The organism is Vibrio jasicida 090810c (genome assembly GCF_002887615.1).
Classification (GTDB): Bacteria; Pseudomonadota; Gammaproteobacteria; order Enterobacterales; family Vibrionaceae; genus Vibrio; species Vibrio jasicida.
Window position 1 is genome coordinate 1330108 of sequence record NZ_CP025793.1, and the last position, 17856, is coordinate 1347963.

Genomic DNA, 17856 nt, shown 5'->3' on the forward strand with positions numbered 1-17856 from the left:
CGATGAATCATGGAAGAAAAACAAGAACGCTACACCATTTCAGATAAAACCTATCAAGAATTCATCGATCATACCCGTGTACTTGCGCTTGAAGAACGCGGTATTGTCCAATGTGGAATCGCTACTTGCCGAGATTTTTTTTCCGTTTATCGCAAAAACCAAAAAAAGCACATGTTGTTATACACCGTCCGTGGAAGAGGTTGGCTAGAGAGCGGGGCATGTCGATATGAGTTAGAATCGGGGTCATTAGTAATTGTTCCAGCTGGAACGGAAAATGGATTTGGAATGGAAGATGAAACATGGCAAATCGCTTGGGTTTTCCTTTCACAAGATAAAGAATGGCCAATGGTTAATGAAGAGATCGAATACCAACTGACCCCTGCACCAGAAGTGCTGTATTCCTGCATTCAAACGCTACTGCGCAGTATCAACTTGCCTATTGACTACGGAGGTGAGGTAGGAGCTCACAGTGTTGCTCAATTAGAGCTTATGCTAAATATGCCACACTCAGATTCCCTTTCGCGTAATCAATTAAAACTACGACGTGTGTTCGATCTAGTGCAACGGCAACTTCATAAAGATTGGACAGTTGAACAACTCGCAGCGTTATATCCTTGTTCTGAGCCGCACCTTCATCGTTTAACTCAGCAACAATTTGGAAGAAGTCCGATAGCACATCTCACACGCATGCGGATGGAATATGCAGCTCGATTGTTGCGTTCGACAGAATGGTCAATTCAACACATTGGTGAAATCGTGGGGTATCCTACTAGTGCGAACTTCAGTACCCGTTTTAAAGCCTGGTCGAGCATGACCCCACGTGAATTTAGAAAGAATGGTAAACTTGACTCAAACTCGGATGAGTGAATCGTTCTTTTTATAACCGATTGAGATCATAAAACGCGTTCGTTCCCAGTATTTTGTCCTCTAATTGATGAAATCCGTTAAAAATCCTTTCGCCATTTTTAACGAAAGTGTTACCGTGAGGTTCGATACTTGAATTTCAAAGGGTTATGACTTTCATGCTTTCTAATCTACCAACTCCTGTATTAGATCCTATTTTATCTCTTTCCGTCGCATACCGCGGCGATGAACGCCCTAACAAGGTTGACCTTGGTATTGGCGTATACAAAAACAGCGCTGGCGAAACACCAATCATGAAAGCCATTCAAATGGCACAAGAAGTGGTCGTTGAGAACCAAAAGACTAAGTCTTATGTTGGTCTTGCAGGCTGTGAAGAATTCAACCAAAGCATGATCGACCTCCTTCTAACGGGAACATCAGCCACAGATCGCGTTGCTGCTATTCAAACGCCTGGAGCAAGTGGTGCATTGCGTATGCTGGGTGACCTAATGAAGGTCGCACAACCAGATACAACGGTTTGGATTTCAAACCCTAGCTACGTAAATCACAAACCAGTGATGGAAGCGGCTGGGCTGAAAGTTAAGTTCTACCATTACTTCTCTCCAGAAACCAAGCAAGTCGATACAGCAAAAATGCTCGAAGACCTTTCTAAAGCTGGTCCTTCTGATGTAGTACTTCTGCATGGTTGTTGCCACAACCCAACGGGTGCAGATATTGATTTTTCAGCGTGGCAGACAATCACTGAGCTTTCTCAAAAAAATGGTTTTACGCCATTCGTAGATATTGCTTACCAAGGTTTTGGTGACGGCTTAGAAGAAGACGCAAAAGGTCTTCGCTTTATGGCTGACAACGTTGAAGAAATGCTGATCACGACTTCTTGTTCTAAAAACTTTGGTTTGTACCGTGAACGTACCGGTGCAGCGATTGTGATCGGCAAGAATGCAAAAGATGTGGCGAATGCGAAAGGTAAACTGCTTACGCTAGCACGTTCAACATACACTATGCCGCCAGATCACGGCGCAGCATTAGTAAAAACCATTCTTCAAGATGCAAGCCTCACTTCCGTTTGGAAACAAGAATTGAACGAAATGCAGCAGCGCTTGTTGAATCTTCGTCAAACTTTGTGTAACGAATTGAAAAACAACCATAATACAGATCAATTTGATTTCATTGAGAGTCACAAAGGCATGTTTACTGTGCTAGGCTTTAGTGAAAACCAAATGGCGCAACTGCGTGAAGATTATGGCATTTATGGTGTCGGTGATGGTCGAATCAACATCGCTGGTTTAACCGAAACTCATATTCCTTACGTTGCTGACGCGATCCAAAAAATATCTCAACGTTAATTGGGAGAGTTAATGAAGAACTGGAAACTGATTCTGCCGCTAATGATGAGCGGTGGTCTTATTGCTTGTACGTCGACACCGACGACGACTGAGCCTGTTGAGCCAGAAAAACCAGTCGTGGAGCAGCCGGTAGAAAAACCGGATGTAAAACCAGAAGTAGACCCAAAACCCGAGGTGAAGCCGGAACAAAAACCGGAAACTAAGCCTGAGAAGAAACCCGATCCTAAACCGGCAAAACCACCGCAGGCAAAGAAAACACCTGATGGCATGTTGATCCTTGGTTCGGAAGAGTGGGTTTATGTACCAGACATTGACCAAACATTTAAAGGTCGCGTCGATACCGGTGCAACCACATCATCAATCAGCGCGACAGAAATAGTGCCGTTTGAACGAGATGGTAAAGACTGGGTTAAGTTTAAAATCGATATTAATGGTAAAGCGAGCAAAGAGTTCAAGTTACCTGTTGAACGTTGGGCAAAAGTTCGTCAATCCTCTTCAGAAGAAGTAGATAAGCGCGCTGTTGTTGTAGCTTACATTCAAGTTGGTGACCTAAAAGAGAAAACGGAATTCACACTGGCTGAGCGAGGCCACATGAATTTCCCAATCCTACTTGGTCGAAGCTTCTTCCGCGACGTTGCTGTTGTAGACGTATCTAAGAAGTATGTTCAAAACAAGCCAAGCGGCAAGTAAATCTCTGCTTCACGTAGCAAGCAAAAAAAGCCTCTCATTCGAGAGGCTTTTTTACATAATATCAATGCGTTATTGAACTTTAATGTCGAACAACTTAGTAAGCAAAGCGTGCTGATAAAACAAGCTGTTGGCCGTAAGTACCGTTATTTTTTAAATCCGCACCCAACGACAGTTGTTGCGTAGAGTGAAAGCGTGCACCTAGGTTATAGATAGTCTTAGAGTCATCGTTGTCAATCAGTTGGCCAATACGACCATGTAGTTCAATGTTCTGCATAAACCAGACTCGAGTGCCGATGTTTACTTCTGTTTTCCACTCATCACCGTCGCCATTGTCTTGTTTGATGTTGTGAACCAACATTTGACCATAAATATCAGCAAATTGGCCTGCAGGACCATTGAAGCCAATACCGCCTGCAACATCCCAATCACCACTGAATTCACTATCAGCACGTCCAATAAAATGCGTATTTTCAGTAAAGTAGGTTGTGACTTCCCCACCAAACGTACCTGGGCTGGTACCCATGCGGAATTCCATTGTGTTGTAGTTGAAATTGTTTGCGTGAGCAGAAAGTGGCAAAACAGCGCACAAACCAAAGGCAGCAACCTTTAGAGCTTTACCTAGCATGGGTGTCTCCGGGCAAGAAAAATAATACGAACGAAAAAAAGGTCTGCAAAATGCAGACCAATATTTACAAAATATCATTTCAGGTGTTTCCCGTCACCTTAAACACTAGGACAGAGTGCTTATGATCATAGTGATGACGCCCAATTAAGCGGCAAGAGAGCAGTGCTTACATCACCACTAAGTGTTCAACTTCGATCTCTGGCTTACTACCGCCTTCAAACTCACCAAATAGACGAACTTTTGTAGTCTGGTCAATTGGTGTTGCTAGACGGATGTCGTCGTCCAACTCAACCATGATCTCGCCAGAGCCATCGCTAAAGATAAACTGGTCTGAGCGTGTTTGACGAAGTAGGTTGCCTTCTACGACCACGTCTTTCTCAGTGAACATGCTTGAGTCTTTAATCAATGCATCGACTTTTTCAACCGTTACAGGACCATTAAATTGAATGCTTGATTGACCGTGGTTGTGGTCTTTAGCCATTGCAACAGTAGGAGCGATAGCAAGTGCAGCGATAGTAGCGATAACAGTGTTTTTCATAATTTGGTTTCTCTATTAAAGTGTTCGTTTTGATGGTGCTATTAAAACAAACCTTATTTGAACCATTACTGATTCGAACATTCATATTCGATTCATTTTCTTGAGTCCTATGCTGAGATAACGTTATGATTGTTCACCTTCTTTTTTCTCTTAATAAACGTTCATGAAATCACCAATCCCTTCATTAATGGTTCAAGGCACAACTTCAGATGCCGGAAAAAGCGTCCTTGTGGCAGGTTTATGCCGTGTATTAGCTCGTAGAGGGATAAAAGTTGCCCCGTTCAAGCCGCAGAACATGGCTTTAAACAGTGCAGTAACGAAAGATGGCGGTGAGATTGGACGTGCTCAAGCCGTTCAAGCGCAAGCCTGCAACGTCGAGCCTACGGTTCATATGAACCCTGTGTTGATTAAGCCAAACAGCGATACGGGCGCTCAAATTATCTTACAAGGTAAAGCATTGTCCAATATGGACGCTGTCGGCTTTCACGATTACAAAAAAGTCGCAATGGGCACGGTATTAGACTCTTTCTCTAAACTGACCGAAGAATTCGAATCCGTGATGATTGAAGGCGCCGGCAGTCCAGCAGAAATCAACTTAAGAGAAAATGATATCGCCAACATGGGATTTGCCGAGGAAGCAGACGTTCCCGTCATTATTATTGCAGATATCGACCGCGGTGGCGTGTTTGCCCATCTTTACGGGACACTAGCGTTGCTATCCGAATCTGAACAAGCGCGCGTTAAAGGTTTCGTAATTAATCGCTTCCGTGGCGACATCAGCTTGCTTGAATCTGGTCTTGATTGGCTAGAAGATAAAACGGGCAAGCCTGTACTCGGAGTATTGCCGTACCTTCACGGGTTAAACCTTGAAGCAGAAGATGCTATTACGGATCAACAAGAGCTGTCTTCACAAGTGAAACTCAATGTCGTGGTACCAGTTTTAACGCGCATTAGTAACCATACTGATTTTGATGTGTTGCGTCTAAATCCAGACATTAACCTTCGCTACGTTGGCAAAGGTGAGAAGATCGATAAAGCCGATCTCGTTATCTTGCCGGGTACTAAATCAGTCCGAGACGATTTGGATTATCTACGTAGCCAAGGGTGGGACAAAGACATTCAACGCCACATTCGCTTGGGCGGCAAAGTCATTGGCATCTGTGGCGGCTACCAAATGCTTGGCAACGTAATTGATGACCCAAATGGTGTAGAGGGCCGGCCTGGTCGTAGTGAAGGCCTTGGTTTGTTAGACATCACAACAACTCTAACCGATAGCAAACAGCTTACAAACACACGAGCAGAGCTTTCTCTTAACGGCAAAAAAGCTAATGTGAAAGGTTATGAAATCCATGTGGGAAGAAGTGAAGTGCAGGGCGCTCAACCTATCAAGTTAAATTCTGGCGAAGCAGAAGGCGCGCTTAGTGAATGTGGCCAAATCATGGGAACCTACCTACACGGCTTCTTCGATGAGGCAGATGTCTTGAGCCTTGTTTCAGAATGGGTAAACGGCACTCAAATCAAACAACAAGACTTTGAACAGCTCAAAGAACAGGGCATTAATCGAATTGCAGATGCGATAGAACAACATATGAATCTTGACTTTCTGTTCAAATAAAACCAGTTTTTAACTGTCTGAAGCATAAATAAAAGTGGAGATTGCTTTCCACTCATTCATCTTCTGCCTGTCTAGCACCGGAGTGTTTTTATGAAAGCATGGAAAATTCATGCTTGCCTAGTGGCAATATTGAGCGTTTCATCAGCAGCAAACGCGGCAACTGACTTAAAAATTTATGCAGCGTCGTCAATGACTAATGCGATTGATGATATTGCTCAAAAATTCGAGGAAAAATACGATGTATCAGTCACACCTGTATACGGTGGTTCATCATCCATTGCTCGCCAAATTCTAAATGGCGCACCAGCCGATGTGTTTATCTCTGCAAACACTAAATGGATGAATTACCTAGTAAAATCAAAAGCCGTAAAGAGTGACAACGTCACTACTTTAGTGCAAAATTCCCTCGTTGTCATTGCGCCGCAAAATAGCAGTATTGCAACATTTGATTTCTCTGATGCTGATGCTTGGAATGAGGCACTGGACGGCAACCGCCTTGCTCTAGGCAATCCAGTGTCCGTTCCTGCCGGAATGTATGCAAGAGAGTCTTTAACTAACCTTGGCGTGTGGAAAGTACTAGAACGTCAAATTGCTCCAGCAAAGAACGTTCGTCTTGCACTTGCGCTAGTAGAGCGAGCGGAAGCCCCGTTGGGAGTGGTCTACAAAACGGATGCACAATTGACAACTAAGGTGAAAATAGTTGGAGAATTTGCAAGCGATACCCACGCAGACATCGTTTACCCAGGCGCGATTGTGAAAGACTCAATACAATCAAAACAATTCTTCCAGTACTTGAAGTCGGATGAAGCAAAACAAGTCTTTGCTCATTACGGTTTTCAATAAAAGGGATCAGAGTGTCAGAACTTGAATACCAAGCCTTAATGCTAAGCCTAAAAGTCGGCACCTATGCCGTCGTTTGGTTGATTCCAATAGGCGTAGCTCTCGCTTGGTTACTGTCTAGAAAAGAGTTTATCGGTAAGTCCATATTAGATAGCTTGATTCATCTTCCACTCGTATTACCTCCTGTGGTTATTGGTTATTTGCTACTGATCTCTCTCGGTCGTCAAGGATACTTGGGTGGGTGGCTATATGAACACTTTGGTTTAATATTCAGTTTCAACTGGAAGGGGGCCGTCATCGCCTGTATCGTCGTGGCCTTACCATTAATGGTCCGTTCGGTCCGATTGAGTTTAGATACGGTTGACCCCAAATTAGAACACGCAGCGTCAACCCTCGGAGCGTCGCCGTTTAAAGTCTTTGTCACAATTACGCTTCCGTTAACTATTCCTGGAATCATCACTGGTACCATGCTCTCGTTTGCACGCAGTTTAGGAGAGTTCGGTGCCACTATCAGCTTCGTTTCGAACATACCAGGGGAAACGCAAACCATCCCACTAGCTATGTACAACTTTATAGAAACGCCTGGTGCTGAAATGGAGGCCGCGCGCTTGTGCATCATTTCTATTGCCTTAGCTCTGTCGACGTTAATGATCTCAGAATGGTTAAATCGTAAAGCCGCAGCGCGTCTGGGGGCCAAGCGATGAGTATAGAAATTCAATTTAAACAATCACTTGGTGAAACCAACTTTGACATTAATCTATCGTTACCGCGTAACGTAATAAGTGCGCTATTTGGTCGTTCCGGCGCCGGAAAAACGACTCTAATTAACGTTATTAGTGGATTAGTTACACCACAGCAAGGCAAAGTGGCGATTGGCGAGCACATCCTTTTCGATAGTGATGCGGGTATTAATCTACCGACGCATAAGCGCAAAATTGGTTATGTATTTCAAGATTCTCGCTTGTTTCCGCATTATTCAGTAAAAGGAAACTTGCTCTATGGTGTTGTAGAAAAAGATGAAGAGTATTTCGATAAGGTCACAGAATTACTTGCTATTAAACCACTATTAAAACGCTTCCCAGTTTCTTTGTCGGGCGGTGAAAAGCAACGTGTAGCCATTGCGCGAGCACTACTTTCTAAGCCTAATCTGCTTTTGATGGATGAACCTTTGGCTTCCTTAGATATGCCACGTAAGCGAGAAGTCATGCCATTTTTAGAAGAGTTGTCTGAGCAGGTCAACATTCCGATCGTGTACGTTACGCATAGCTTGCAAGAAATCCTACGCTTGGCCCAACACCTTTCGATTCTCGACAAGGGACGAATCATGACGTCAGGTAAGCTTGAAGAAGTGTGGGCGTCTCATGCGATGCGTCCGTGGCAGTCATTTTCCGATCACAGTAGCTTGTTTGAGGGCAAAATTGCGACCCATCATGACAAATACGCGTTAACGTGCGTAAAGCTCGCACCAAAGGCTTGTTTGTGGGTTCAAAAGGTCGATGGTGAGCCAGATACGTCAATTCGCCTGCAAGTGCGTGCCAATGATGTCTCTATAGCTTTGGAAAAACCAGTTGCGACGTCTATTCGTAATGTACTGTCAGCGACCGTTGCATCCATTGAAGAATTCAATGCTGGCGAAGACAAACAAAGTATTACGGTATCGCTGAAGTTAGATACTGACTGCCACTTATGGGCGACCATTACGCCTTGGGCGTTGGATGATTTGAATTTAAAAGTCGGTGACATGGTGTACGCACAAGTAAAAGGGGTCAGTGTAACGCAGAGAGATATCTCGTTGGCGCATCACTAGCGCGTAACCAGATTATACGAAATAAAAAAGGCCGCAATTGCGGCCTTTAACTTAACTGAAGTAAATGGGAAGAATTACTTCACAAATACTTCTTTAAATTCACGCTTAAGAAGAGGATCGCGACGCGCTTTCTTAAGTTGCTTAACCATGTCTTTCACGCAGTTGTGAAGAACATTGTCAAGAAGTTGAGAACGGTAGTCTTCTTTGTCTTCATCTGTCATGTTTTCAGGCAGATTAAGCGTTGGGAATTCTTCCATTACGTTTAGACCAGCGAATGCTTGGCCAACCGTTACTAGAGCGTGGAATTGCTCAAAGTTGTCCAGAATGTTTTGTGCACTTGCAGGCATTTCGTCCCAAGACGCACGAACAGCTTCTTCAGACACTTCATGGATAGAGGTAACCATCTCGAACATTTGCTCTGGAACTTCGTCAAATTCGATAACTTTACGTAGTTCAGGAGAAATGGTTTCTAGATCGATTTTTTTGCTTTCGTTGTTAGTTGCTTCTGACATGGTGTGTCTCTCGTTACAAAAGGCGGGAATATTAATACCAAATGCATCAAATAGCTACCATAAGAAGCATTTGATTCCGTGACCACTCAACAAAAAAATATAGCACTAAATGAGTGGCGTAATGCAACAACCTCGTGAGTATGATATATGTTTAATAAAGACTTACAAAAGAATGGGACGCGCTATGCAACCGACAGGGACATCGATGCGCATTCTACTGGTTGATGACGTTCAGCTGGATCGAATGCAGTTGGCTATCCGTTTGAAACAACAAGGTCATATTGTTAAAGCCGTTGGAAGTGGTCTAGAAGCATTAAATACTTATGAAAGCTTCGACCCAGAACTGGTTCTGTTAGATATCGCTATGCCAGACATGAATGGCTTTGAAGTATCACTTCATATCAGAGAAACGTTCCCGGACTGGATCCCAATCATCTTCCTCAGTAGCCATGAGGAACCAGAAATGATCGCCAAAGCTATTGAGGCCGGCGGGGATGATTACCTCATCAAACCTGTCGACAAGCTTGTTCTTAATTCTAAGTTGATGGCAATGCAACGTATTGCTCACATGAGACGAGAACTGAAACAGGCGACGGCACAACTAGAAGATATGAACTCAAGATTACAACAGCAAGCCAATGAAGATGGTCTAACGAAGTTGTATAACCGCCGCTATATCGATCAAAAGTTTGAAACCATGATTGCTTGGCATGGCCGTCATCATATGCCAATGGCCCTCATCTTACTCGACGTTGATTTCTTTAAGCCGTTCAATGACAACTATGGGCACATAGAAGGGGATCGCTGTCTGCAAGCGATTGCAAATCAACTCAAAGCAACGTTCTGTCGTTCTGGAGAGTATGTTGGGCGCTATGGTGGGGAGGAATTTGTCATTCTTCTCAATAGCACGGATGCGAAAACTGCAGAAAGGGAAGCTGAACGCGTGCAAGAGGCCATGTACTTCCTCGACTATCCACATGCATATTCTAGTATTGCAAATAGAGTGACAGTGTCACAAGGAGTCTTTGCCTTTCAACCCACAGGTAAAGACAACATAGCAGAATTGTACGCAACGGCAGATAGAGCGCTTTATTCGTCAAAGTCTCTAGGAAGAAATACATACACTGTGGTAAATGCTAGTTGATTCAGAAGCTTAATTTTAAAATCATTGTAGTGACAATGTCACTTATTTCTGGTTTTTGTCAAGCAAATCCCGTACAGCAAACGCTACAAAAAGAGTTTGAGCGCAACTTCGCGATTGGCATTGTGCTCTCTGACAGTGATGTCTTTACCTTAGGCTTTCATGATTTCGACCCCAATAAATATCTTAATATTGATAATGAAGATATTGGTACCCAAGACTCTGTCGACCTGAGAAAACAGGTTGCGCTGTCCACACTCCCTTATCACTTATCTCTTTCTGAAGATAAAACTGCCCCAGTTAAATATAATCTCAAAGGTCGATTATATGCGTTAGGTATCGACCAAGATGTGACCGTCAATGAAGACAAAGTGCCCGATCGAAACAAAGAGCTTATCTTAGGGTCTTACACCGAAATTGAACAACAAAACCAACTCACAGAACATCTATCATTGAGTGGCGCCGCCGGAGCTCACCTGATGTATTACCGCAACGAGTATTCTTACCGTAGTGATGCGCTCGATAACCTTAAGCCTTATATAGAGGGAGTTTACCTCAATACCGATGCTTGGGCGTTGGTCGGAGAGGTCAACGCAGAACTCAAGTACCTCGAAAATGAAAATTGGGGGAAATGGTACGTTTGGTCGTCGCCACATTACTTTTATGGAATGGGTTGGGGCGAAGGAAATAATGGCGATATAGGAAACCCAGAAGGCTGGTATTGGGTGAACGGCGTCAAATTGTTTTACGACATCACCAAAGTGGGCAGAACCGTCCAGTCTGTATACACCAGTTTCAATCGAGTTGATGTTGGCGGTGATACGAGTAAACCGATGAATACCTCACACTACTATGAAGCAAGCTTTGGTTGGTTAATGACACCACCGTTTAAAAGCGAATGGATTGATAACATAGGTCTCGGTCTGTCCGTCAATTACGGCAGTGCACTAAAAGGCGGAAGCCTTGTTTTGTTCTTTAATCAGGAGTAATTCCGCAATGGCAAAGAAAACCATTGCATTTCCTCACTCGGCGAGCCAAAATCGCGCCCCATTTTGCTTAATAGGAACATAAGCACATAAACCAAGTCATGGAACGACAATAACAAACCTATAAAAGTTATGCGTAAGTTGGCTTGTTTGGCGATGTGTTTCGCTTCTACTTCATCTTATTCCAGCACCGTTGAAAAGCAGCTGCAAAAAGAGTTCGATTATAACTTCGCCTCCAGCATTGTCCTTTCAGACAGTGATGTGTTCACCTTTGGCTTCTCAAACTTTGACCCTAACGAATACCTCAATCTCGATGATGATTCTTTAGGTGATAACGAATCCGTCGACCTTCGGAAGAAAATCTCCGTATTGTCGTTGCCATTCAGTATCCCGGCGAGCAATTACCGTTATTCCCCATACCAGACAAACGTGAACGGGCGAGGCTACCTGCTTTCTTCTCAACAAAAAGTGTCCGCGTTAAATGCCGACACTCCTGACGACCTTGATGAGCTTGTTTTAGGTGGCTACTTAGAAGTTGAGCAAGAGGCTTATTTGAATCGCAATATCACGTTGGGCGCAGCGGCGGGAACGCACATCATGTACTACCAAAATGATTACGCTTATCGTAGTGATACGTTGGAGGATTATCGTGACCAAATTGATGGTATTTATGTCAATACCAACGCGTTAGCAATGGTCGGCGAGGTCAATGCGACACTAAAATACAGCCCTTATGGTCATTTTGGTCAATGGTACTTTTGGTCTTCACCACATTACTTTAACGGCGTTGGTGTCAATCTCGGAAAAGGTGACAACGTAATTAACCCTGAAGGCTGGTATTGGGTTAATGGCGTAAAGGTCTTTCACCGTCTAGCGATATGGCAAAACATGGTTCAGTCGTTTTATACCAGCTTCAACCGAGTTGACATAGGTGGCGATACCAAGAAACCGTTAAACACGGATCACTACTATGAAGCGAGTATGGGTTGGCTTATGACACCACCGATTAAAATCCCATTTGTGGTGAACATAGGTGTAGGGATGAGTCTCAACTATGGCAGTGCGTTTAAAGGGGGTAGTTTGGTCATGTTCTTCAACCAAGTTTAACGCTTTTCAGATTTCAACGACTCTTGTAAGCAGAAAATAGGACAATTAAGCGTGGCAGAACTTCACACAGTTTCGGCCCGCTTTTTTGGCTTTATACAGGGCGTCATCAGCAAGTTTAATCACGTCAGTTGGGTTTCGTGCACTACGGCTGTCTGCAACCCCAAAACTCGCAGTGACAGATACGGTCTTTTTCTTTGAATCAGCACTTCCGCGCTTTTTGCGGCCTTGTTTGTTGTCATCAGGTCGACTGTCTTGATCGCGTAGAATCATTTCATATTCAGCAATCAATTCGCGAACTTCTTCCACATGAGCTTCGCAGTCTTCGGTGTACTTACCTTTAAAGACAATGGTGAACTCTTCACCACCAAAACGATACACCTTTGCTCCACCTTGTGTCTTCATTAGGCGCGAAGCCACCATCTTTAACACATCATCACCGGTGTCGTGGCCGTAGGTGTCATTAAACTTCTTAAAATGATCAACATCCAGCATCGCAATGGTGAACTTACGTCCCATATGCTTAAGGTCCAGATCCAACGCACGACGGCTAGGAATGAGCGTTAAGCTATCAGTAAAAGCCAGTTGATGGCTCGCCGATGTGGAGTAAATGATGATCAATAGGCCCGTTAGTGTAAACATGGTGCTAGAGATATATTGGACGTCGAAGAAGATAAACGTCGCCGAGGCTAACACCATCGCAGAGTAAGTCATCGCATGAATGATCTTATTCTTCTTCAGCACCAAAATGCCAAGGAAGCACACAATACCAACGCAATAGAGCACAAGTACTAGAGGAAGTTTGGAAACCTTGGGAACAATAAACAAGATGCCATTGGTCCACTCATCGAATCCACCTTCTACGTAATAGGTCAGCGTCACATAGGACCAAAAGACAAACATAACCAGCACAAAAATGTAGGCTAACGTGGCTTTGGAATCGAAACCTTCTTTATTGAACAGAAACACCGCTAGGAAAGAGACGGGTAAAAGACTCGCTAAAATGGTGAGCTCTAAAAGCGCAGTTCCCGTTTGAAGCGGAACTTGTAGGCGATGTTGGATTACGAAGTAGGCAAGTAGCATGGCAATGCAAACCATAGACTCGCGACCTTGCTTGAATGAGTAACACATTAACAGCGCACAGCCCAACAAAATATATGGCAAATTCGAAGCAATGCCCCAGTTAGACTGAGTCATCTGAATGATGCTATCCATACCCAAGCTGATCATACCCAACAGTATTATTGGAAATAGAAACCGAAAGCCTGGAGAGGTCATTAAAGATGAAGCCATCTACTACAAATCACCTGCAAATAGTTGAGTATATCTAAAGAGTTACATTAAGCATTCAATTAATACCGTGTGTGGGCAGTATATATTCTGACGCTTTCAAAACTAACAAGAATACGTGTATTTGCGAATTTTCCAAGTGTTTTACAGTCGATGATTACAAAAAGAGAGAGGTTGATTAAATTAAGACCAATCAACAAGTTGCACGATAGTTGTGACTGCTATAATTTCGTAGTGTTGAGCAAAGGAGAAAAATCGATGCAAATCAGTTCAGATGTACACAATTATATGGAGACCCTCGTAGGGCAAGAACTCTCTTCAGAGCGATACGTCGATCAGTTTGATCATGAACAGTTAGCTGACATCGCTTGCTTGGCGCTGATCCAATTAAAACCAGTTTATATCCGCCATGATATCGATTTTCTGTCTGCTCTACCTGAGCGTAAACTGACGCAGTTTAAAGATAGTGTCTATATCGCGGTAGAAAATGCAGCAGCAATGGTGCAAGAAGATCGACGCACGAATCGTAACAATGATGTACCTGTAATTTTCTCGCATACCAGTTATGATGAAGACAAAGAACTGGATTGGTTTGAGAAGCCAATTCTCAACGTCAACATTAAGTAATGAGTGTCTTAATCAGTCTTAAATAGATAAGGCATGCCCAAGGAGGAATTGTGGGATTCTTTTCGCGCTTGTTTGGTGGTGGTGATAAAACTGCCGCAGTTAAAACCGTAGACCCCGTCGAATATAAAGGCTTTTTGATTTACCAAGAGAGTATTTCAGAAAGTGGTCAGTACCGCATTGCAGGACGGATTGAGAAAGAGTTCGATGGAGAAGTGAAAACCCACCGCTTTATTCGTTCCGACTTGATAGGGTCAGAACAAGACGCCAACGAGCTGATGCTGAAAAAAGCGCAGATGTTCATCGACCAAATGGGTGAAAAAATCTTCAATTAAGAACTCACTGCAACTTGATTCGAATCATCTCCAAGAGAGCCATTAGTGTATATGCTGATGGCTCTCTTTCTTTTTGTGGCTTAATTACCTGTTAAATTAACCACTTAACATTCATCTGGTTAGACCTCTGTCTAGTGGCGCTAATCGTTGTTATTTTTCAGTGCGAAGTAGAGAATTATTCATTACTTAGCGTTATATGTAATGAAATTTAGTATTTTTATTACAAAATACTTGAAGTCATGATGGACGTTCGTTAAAAACAGAAGAATAACAGGGCTGTTAGTCAAGATTTGACTGTGCAAATGGGTGACCCAAAACACCATCATTCGTTTGCGTTTTCTTGCGTAGTAAACAGATAGAAATAAAAAAGAATTAGAGTAGAGCAACGCTCTGTTTTGGGACTAATTATTGATATGTATACAAGGAGTATGCGTTTTGCAAATCGGTGTACCTAGAGAAATACTCGCGGGTGAATCGCGAGTAGCTGCATCACCTAAATCGGTTGAGCAGTTAATTAAGTTGGGGTTCGATGTCGCAATCGAATCACAAGCGGGGGTGCTAGCCAGTTTCGACAATGCGGCTTATGAAGCAGCAGGGGCGACAATTGTATCTAGCGACGAAGTATGGCAATCAGGCTTAATTCTTAAAGTGAATGCGCCTCATGTTGATGAAGAAAATGGCATCGATGAGATCGCGTTGTTACAAGATGGCGCAACATTGGTTAGCTTTATCTGGCCAGCGCAAAACGCGGAGTTAATGGAACAGCTCTCAAGCAAGAACATCAACGTTCTCGCAATGGACTCCGTTCCTCGTATCTCACGTGCGCAAGCATTAGACGCACTCTCTTCTATGGCTAACATCGCCGGTTACCGAGCAGTGGTTGAAGCTGCTCATGAATTCGGTCGTTTCTTCACTGGCCAAATTACTGCCGCTGGTAAAGTACCACCGGCTAAAGTGTTAGTTGCAGGTGCAGGTGTCGCAGGACTAGCAGCAATCGGTGCGGCTGGTAGCCTTGGCGCAATCGTTCGTTCGTTCGACGTTCGTCCTGAAGTGAAAGAACAAGTCGAATCGATGGGCGCTGAGTTCCTGACGGTAGATTTCAAAGAAGACTCAGGCTCAGGTGACGGTTACGCTAAAGAAATGTCTGATGAGTTCAACAAGAAAGCGGCTGAGCTATACGCTGAGCAAGCGAAAGATGTTGATATCATCATCACTACGGCGCTAATTCCTGGCCGCCCAGCACCGACGTTGATCACCAAAGAAATGGTCGACAGCATGAAAGCGGGCAGCGTGATCGTTGATCTGGCGGCTGCCAATGGCGGTAACTGTGAATATACAGAAAAAGACAAAGTCATCACGACATCCAATGGCGTAAAAATCGTTGGTTACACTGACATGGTAGGCCGTCTGCCAACGCAATCTTCTCAGCTCTACGCAACCAACCTTGTAAACCTTCTAAAACTGTTGTGCAAAGAGAAAGATGGCAACATCGATATCGACTTTGAAGACGTTGTGTTACGTGGTGTGACCGTCGTGAAAGAAGGCGAAATCACTTGGCCGGCACCACCGATTCAAGTTTCTGCTCAACCACAAGCAAAAACCCAAGAACCGGTCAAAAAAGAGCCGAAAGTTGAAGAGCCAACTTCACCAGTTAAGAAATTCGCACCACTGGTTATTGGTTTGGGTGCGTTTGGCTGGGTTGCATCAGTCGCTCCGGCTGCATTCCTATCACACTTCACCGTTTTCGTATTGGCGTGTGTGGTAGGTTACTACGTAGTTTGGAACGTGACTCACGCACTGCATACACCACTTATGTCGGTAACAAACGCGATTTCCGGCATCATCGTAGTGGGTGCGCTACTGCAAATTGGTCAAGGTAATGGTGTAGTTACCTTCCTATCATTCATTGCTGTTCTCATTGCAAGCATAAACATCTTTGGTGGCTTTACCGTGACCAAACGTATGCTTGAAATGTTCCGCAAAGACAAATAATAGGAGTTACCAATGTCTGCAGGATTAGTACAAGCGGCATACATTATTGCTGCGCTATTTTTCATCTTAAGTCTCGCGGGACTTTCTAAACAAGAATCAGCACGAAATGGTAACTACTACGGTATTGCTGGTATGGCAATTGCGCTTATTGCGACAATTTTCAGCCCAGGTGCCGAAGGCTTTGCATGGGTCATCATCGCGATGGTGATCGGTGGTGGTATTGGTATCCACTACGCGAAGAAAGTAGAAATGACAGAAATGCCAGAATTGGTTGCGATTCTACATAGCTTCGTGGGTATGGCCGCGGTACTTGTTGGTTACAACAGCTACCTAGAGCCACCAGCACCAGTATCAACAGATCTTGCTGGTATTCACGCAGAGCACGTTATCCACCTTGTAGAAGTATTCCTTGGTGTGTTCATCGGTGCGGTAACCTTTACTGGTTCTATCGTAGCGTTTGGTAAGCTTCGTGGGGTCATTTCTTCTTCACCACTTAACCTACCTCACAAACACAAGATGAACCTCGCTGCGATCGTTGTTTCAACACTGCTTATGATTTACTTCGTAAAAGCAGACGGCAGCATGTTCGCACTGATCTTGATGACACTGATTGCTTTTGCATTCGGTTACCACTTAGTGGCATCAATAGGTGGTGCAGATATGCCGGTTGTTGTTTCAATGCTGAACTCATACTCCGGTTGGGCGGCTGCAGCAGCAGGCTTCATGCTAGCAAACGATCTATTGATCGTGACTGGTGCGCTGGTTGGTTCTTCAGGTGCCATCCTTTCTTACATCATGTGTAAAGCAATGAACCGCTCGTTTGTAAGCGTAATTGCAGGCGGCTTCGGTCAAGAAGTAGTGATTTCAAGTGACGAAGAACAGGGGGAACATCGCGAAACATCAGCTGAAGAAGTTGCTGAAATGCTGAAAAACTCGAAGTCCGTAATCATCACCCCAGGATACGGGATGGCAGTGGCACAAGCTCAATACCCAGTACATGAGATCACAGACAAGCTACGAGCTCAAGGCATTGAAGTTCGCTTTGGTATTCACCCAGTAGCTGGCCGTCTACCTGGTCACATGAACGTTCTATTGGCTGAAGCTAAAGTACCGTATGACATCGTACTAGAAATGGACGAAATCAACGACGACTTCCCAGCAACAGATACGGTTCTGGTCATCGGCGCAAACGACACAGTAAACCCAGCGGCACTAGAAGATCCAAACAGCCCGATTGCTGGTATGCCAGTATTAGAAGTTTGGAATGCGCAAAATGTCATCGTATTCAAGCGTTCAATGAATACAGGTTACGCAGGCGTTCAAAACCCACTGTTCTTTAAAGAGAATACATCGATGTTGTTCGGTGATGCGAAAGAGAGCGTAGAAGCAATCTCCAAAGCACTGTAAGCGTAGGGGACATCAGCATCTGCTTCGAATGGAAGTATTTGCTTTAAAACTCATCAAGGCCAGCATTCGCTGGCCTTTTTTTGTGGGCTTTCAATGTTATAGTACTGCAAATCCTTAAGCTGCCTAATGTCATTTGTTTT

18 protein-coding genes are annotated in these 17856 nt (G+C 44.0%); 14 read left to right on the top strand and 4 right to left on the bottom strand.

Annotated elements, in window-relative coordinates; genetic code table 11:
- Nucleotides 1-9 precede the first annotated feature (9 nt).
- The 3 genes from C1S73_RS23460 to C1S73_RS23470 all read left to right on the top strand — a co-directional run bounded on the left by C1S73_RS23460 (nucleotide 10) and on the right by C1S73_RS23470 (nucleotide 2900).
- Complete coding sequence (locus C1S73_RS23460) at nucleotides 10-867, top strand: AraC family transcriptional regulator (RefSeq protein ID WP_038870686.1); 858 nt, start codon at nucleotides 10-12, stop codon at nucleotides 865-867.
- A gap of 155 nt (nucleotides 868-1022) precedes the next feature.
- Nucleotides 1023-2210, top strand: a complete 1188-nt coding sequence (locus C1S73_RS23465) for an amino acid aminotransferase (RefSeq protein WP_038870688.1) — start codon at nucleotides 1023-1025, stop codon at nucleotides 2208-2210.
- A gap of 12 nt (nucleotides 2211-2222) precedes the next feature.
- Nucleotides 2223-2900 (top strand): ATP-dependent zinc protease family protein, encoded by a 678-nt coding sequence (locus C1S73_RS23470; RefSeq protein WP_038870689.1) that lies wholly within the window; start codon nucleotides 2223-2225, stop codon nucleotides 2898-2900.
- A 94-nt stretch (nucleotides 2901-2994) separates the two neighbouring features.
- Here C1S73_RS23470 and C1S73_RS23475 read toward each other — a convergent pair whose 3' ends face one another.
- Both C1S73_RS23475 and C1S73_RS23480 read right to left on the bottom strand, forming a co-directional pair.
- Nucleotides 2995-3525, bottom strand: a complete 531-nt coding sequence (locus C1S73_RS23475; protein WP_038870690.1) for a hypothetical protein — start codon at nucleotides 3523-3525, stop codon at nucleotides 2995-2997.
- A gap of 166 nt (nucleotides 3526-3691) precedes the next feature.
- The gene (locus C1S73_RS23480; protein WP_038870691.1) at nucleotides 3692-4063 is read right to left on the bottom strand and encodes a YgiW/YdeI family stress tolerance OB fold protein; all 372 of its coding nucleotides are present in this window, start codon (nucleotides 4061-4063) and stop codon (nucleotides 3692-3694) included.
- 163 nt (nucleotides 4064-4226) lie between these two features.
- Between C1S73_RS23480 and C1S73_RS23485 the strand changes: the two genes are divergently transcribed.
- The 4 genes from C1S73_RS23485 to modC all read left to right on the top strand — a co-directional run bounded on the left by C1S73_RS23485 (nucleotide 4227) and on the right by modC (nucleotide 8325).
- Entirely contained in the window at nucleotides 4227-5678 is a 1452-nt protein-coding gene (locus tag C1S73_RS23485) for a cobyric acid synthase (protein WP_038870692.1), read from the top strand.
- A 90-nt stretch (nucleotides 5679-5768) separates the two neighbouring features.
- Complete coding sequence (modA, locus tag C1S73_RS23490; protein WP_038870693.1) at nucleotides 5769-6521, top strand: molybdate ABC transporter substrate-binding protein; 753 nt, start codon at nucleotides 5769-5771, stop codon at nucleotides 6519-6521.
- An 11-nt stretch (nucleotides 6522-6532) separates the two neighbouring features.
- The gene (modB, locus tag C1S73_RS23495; protein ID WP_038870694.1) at nucleotides 6533-7222 is read left to right on the top strand and encodes a molybdate ABC transporter permease subunit; all 690 of its coding nucleotides are present in this window, start codon (nucleotides 6533-6535) and stop codon (nucleotides 7220-7222) included.
- Nucleotides 7219-8325, top strand: a complete 1107-nt coding sequence (gene modC, locus C1S73_RS23500) for a molybdenum ABC transporter ATP-binding protein ModC (protein ID WP_038870695.1) — start codon at nucleotides 7219-7221, stop codon at nucleotides 8323-8325. The genes modB and modC overlap by 4 nt, the downstream gene beginning before the upstream one ends.
- A gap of 74 nt (nucleotides 8326-8399) precedes the next feature.
- Here the strand turns inward: modC and C1S73_RS23505 are convergent, their stop codons facing one another.
- Nucleotides 8400-8837 carry a DUF3069 domain-containing protein gene (locus tag C1S73_RS23505; protein WP_038870697.1) on the bottom strand — a complete coding sequence of 146 codons (438 nt, stop codon included), beginning with the start codon at nucleotides 8835-8837 and terminating at the stop codon, nucleotides 8400-8402.
- A gap of 184 nt (nucleotides 8838-9021) precedes the next feature.
- Here C1S73_RS23505 and C1S73_RS23510 point away from each other — a divergent pair, with 184 nt between their 5' ends.
- From C1S73_RS23510 to C1S73_RS23520, 3 genes are all read left to right on the top strand, one after another.
- Nucleotides 9022-9981: a diguanylate cyclase gene (locus C1S73_RS23510; RefSeq protein ID WP_038870907.1), complete on the top strand. Its 960-nt coding sequence runs from the start codon at nucleotides 9022-9024 to the stop codon at nucleotides 9979-9981.
- Complete coding sequence (locus C1S73_RS23515; RefSeq protein ID WP_373863214.1) at nucleotides 9981-10967, top strand: Solitary outer membrane autotransporter beta-barrel domain; 987 nt, start codon at nucleotides 9981-9983, stop codon at nucleotides 10965-10967. The genes C1S73_RS23510 and C1S73_RS23515 overlap by 1 nt, the downstream gene beginning before the upstream one ends.
- A 129-nt stretch (nucleotides 10968-11096) precedes the next feature.
- Nucleotides 11097-12071, top strand: a complete 975-nt coding sequence (locus C1S73_RS23520; RefSeq protein WP_038870699.1) for a Solitary outer membrane autotransporter beta-barrel domain — start codon at nucleotides 11097-11099, stop codon at nucleotides 12069-12071.
- Between the two features lie 45 nt (nucleotides 12072-12116).
- On the opposite strand, the gene C1S73_RS23525 is transcribed toward C1S73_RS23520, so the two are convergent.
- On the bottom strand, nucleotides 12117-13361 hold the full coding sequence (locus C1S73_RS23525) for a GGDEF domain-containing protein (RefSeq protein ID WP_038870701.1): 1245 nt from the start codon (nucleotides 13359-13361) through the stop codon (nucleotides 12117-12119).
- 255 nt (nucleotides 13362-13616) lie between these two features.
- On the opposite strand from C1S73_RS23525, the gene C1S73_RS23530 reads away from it, so the two are divergent.
- From C1S73_RS23530 to pntB, 4 genes are all read left to right on the top strand, one after another.
- Nucleotides 13617-13985, top strand: coding sequence for a late competence development ComFB family protein (locus C1S73_RS23530; protein WP_038870703.1), 369 nt, complete (start codon nucleotides 13617-13619; stop codon nucleotides 13983-13985).
- A 50-nt stretch (nucleotides 13986-14035) separates the two neighbouring features.
- Nucleotides 14036-14317, top strand: coding sequence for an HlyU family transcriptional regulator (locus tag C1S73_RS23535; protein ID WP_038870705.1), 282 nt, complete (start codon nucleotides 14036-14038; stop codon nucleotides 14315-14317).
- Between the two features lie 435 nt (nucleotides 14318-14752).
- Nucleotides 14753-16309, top strand: coding sequence for a Re/Si-specific NAD(P)(+) transhydrogenase subunit alpha (locus C1S73_RS23540; RefSeq protein ID WP_038870707.1), 1557 nt, complete (start codon nucleotides 14753-14755; stop codon nucleotides 16307-16309).
- A gap of 12 nt (nucleotides 16310-16321) precedes the next feature.
- Nucleotides 16322-17716 (top strand): Re/Si-specific NAD(P)(+) transhydrogenase subunit beta, encoded by a 1395-nt coding sequence (gene pntB / locus C1S73_RS23545; RefSeq protein ID WP_038870708.1) that lies wholly within the window; start codon nucleotides 16322-16324, stop codon nucleotides 17714-17716.
- Nucleotides 17717-17856 lie beyond the last annotated feature (140 nt).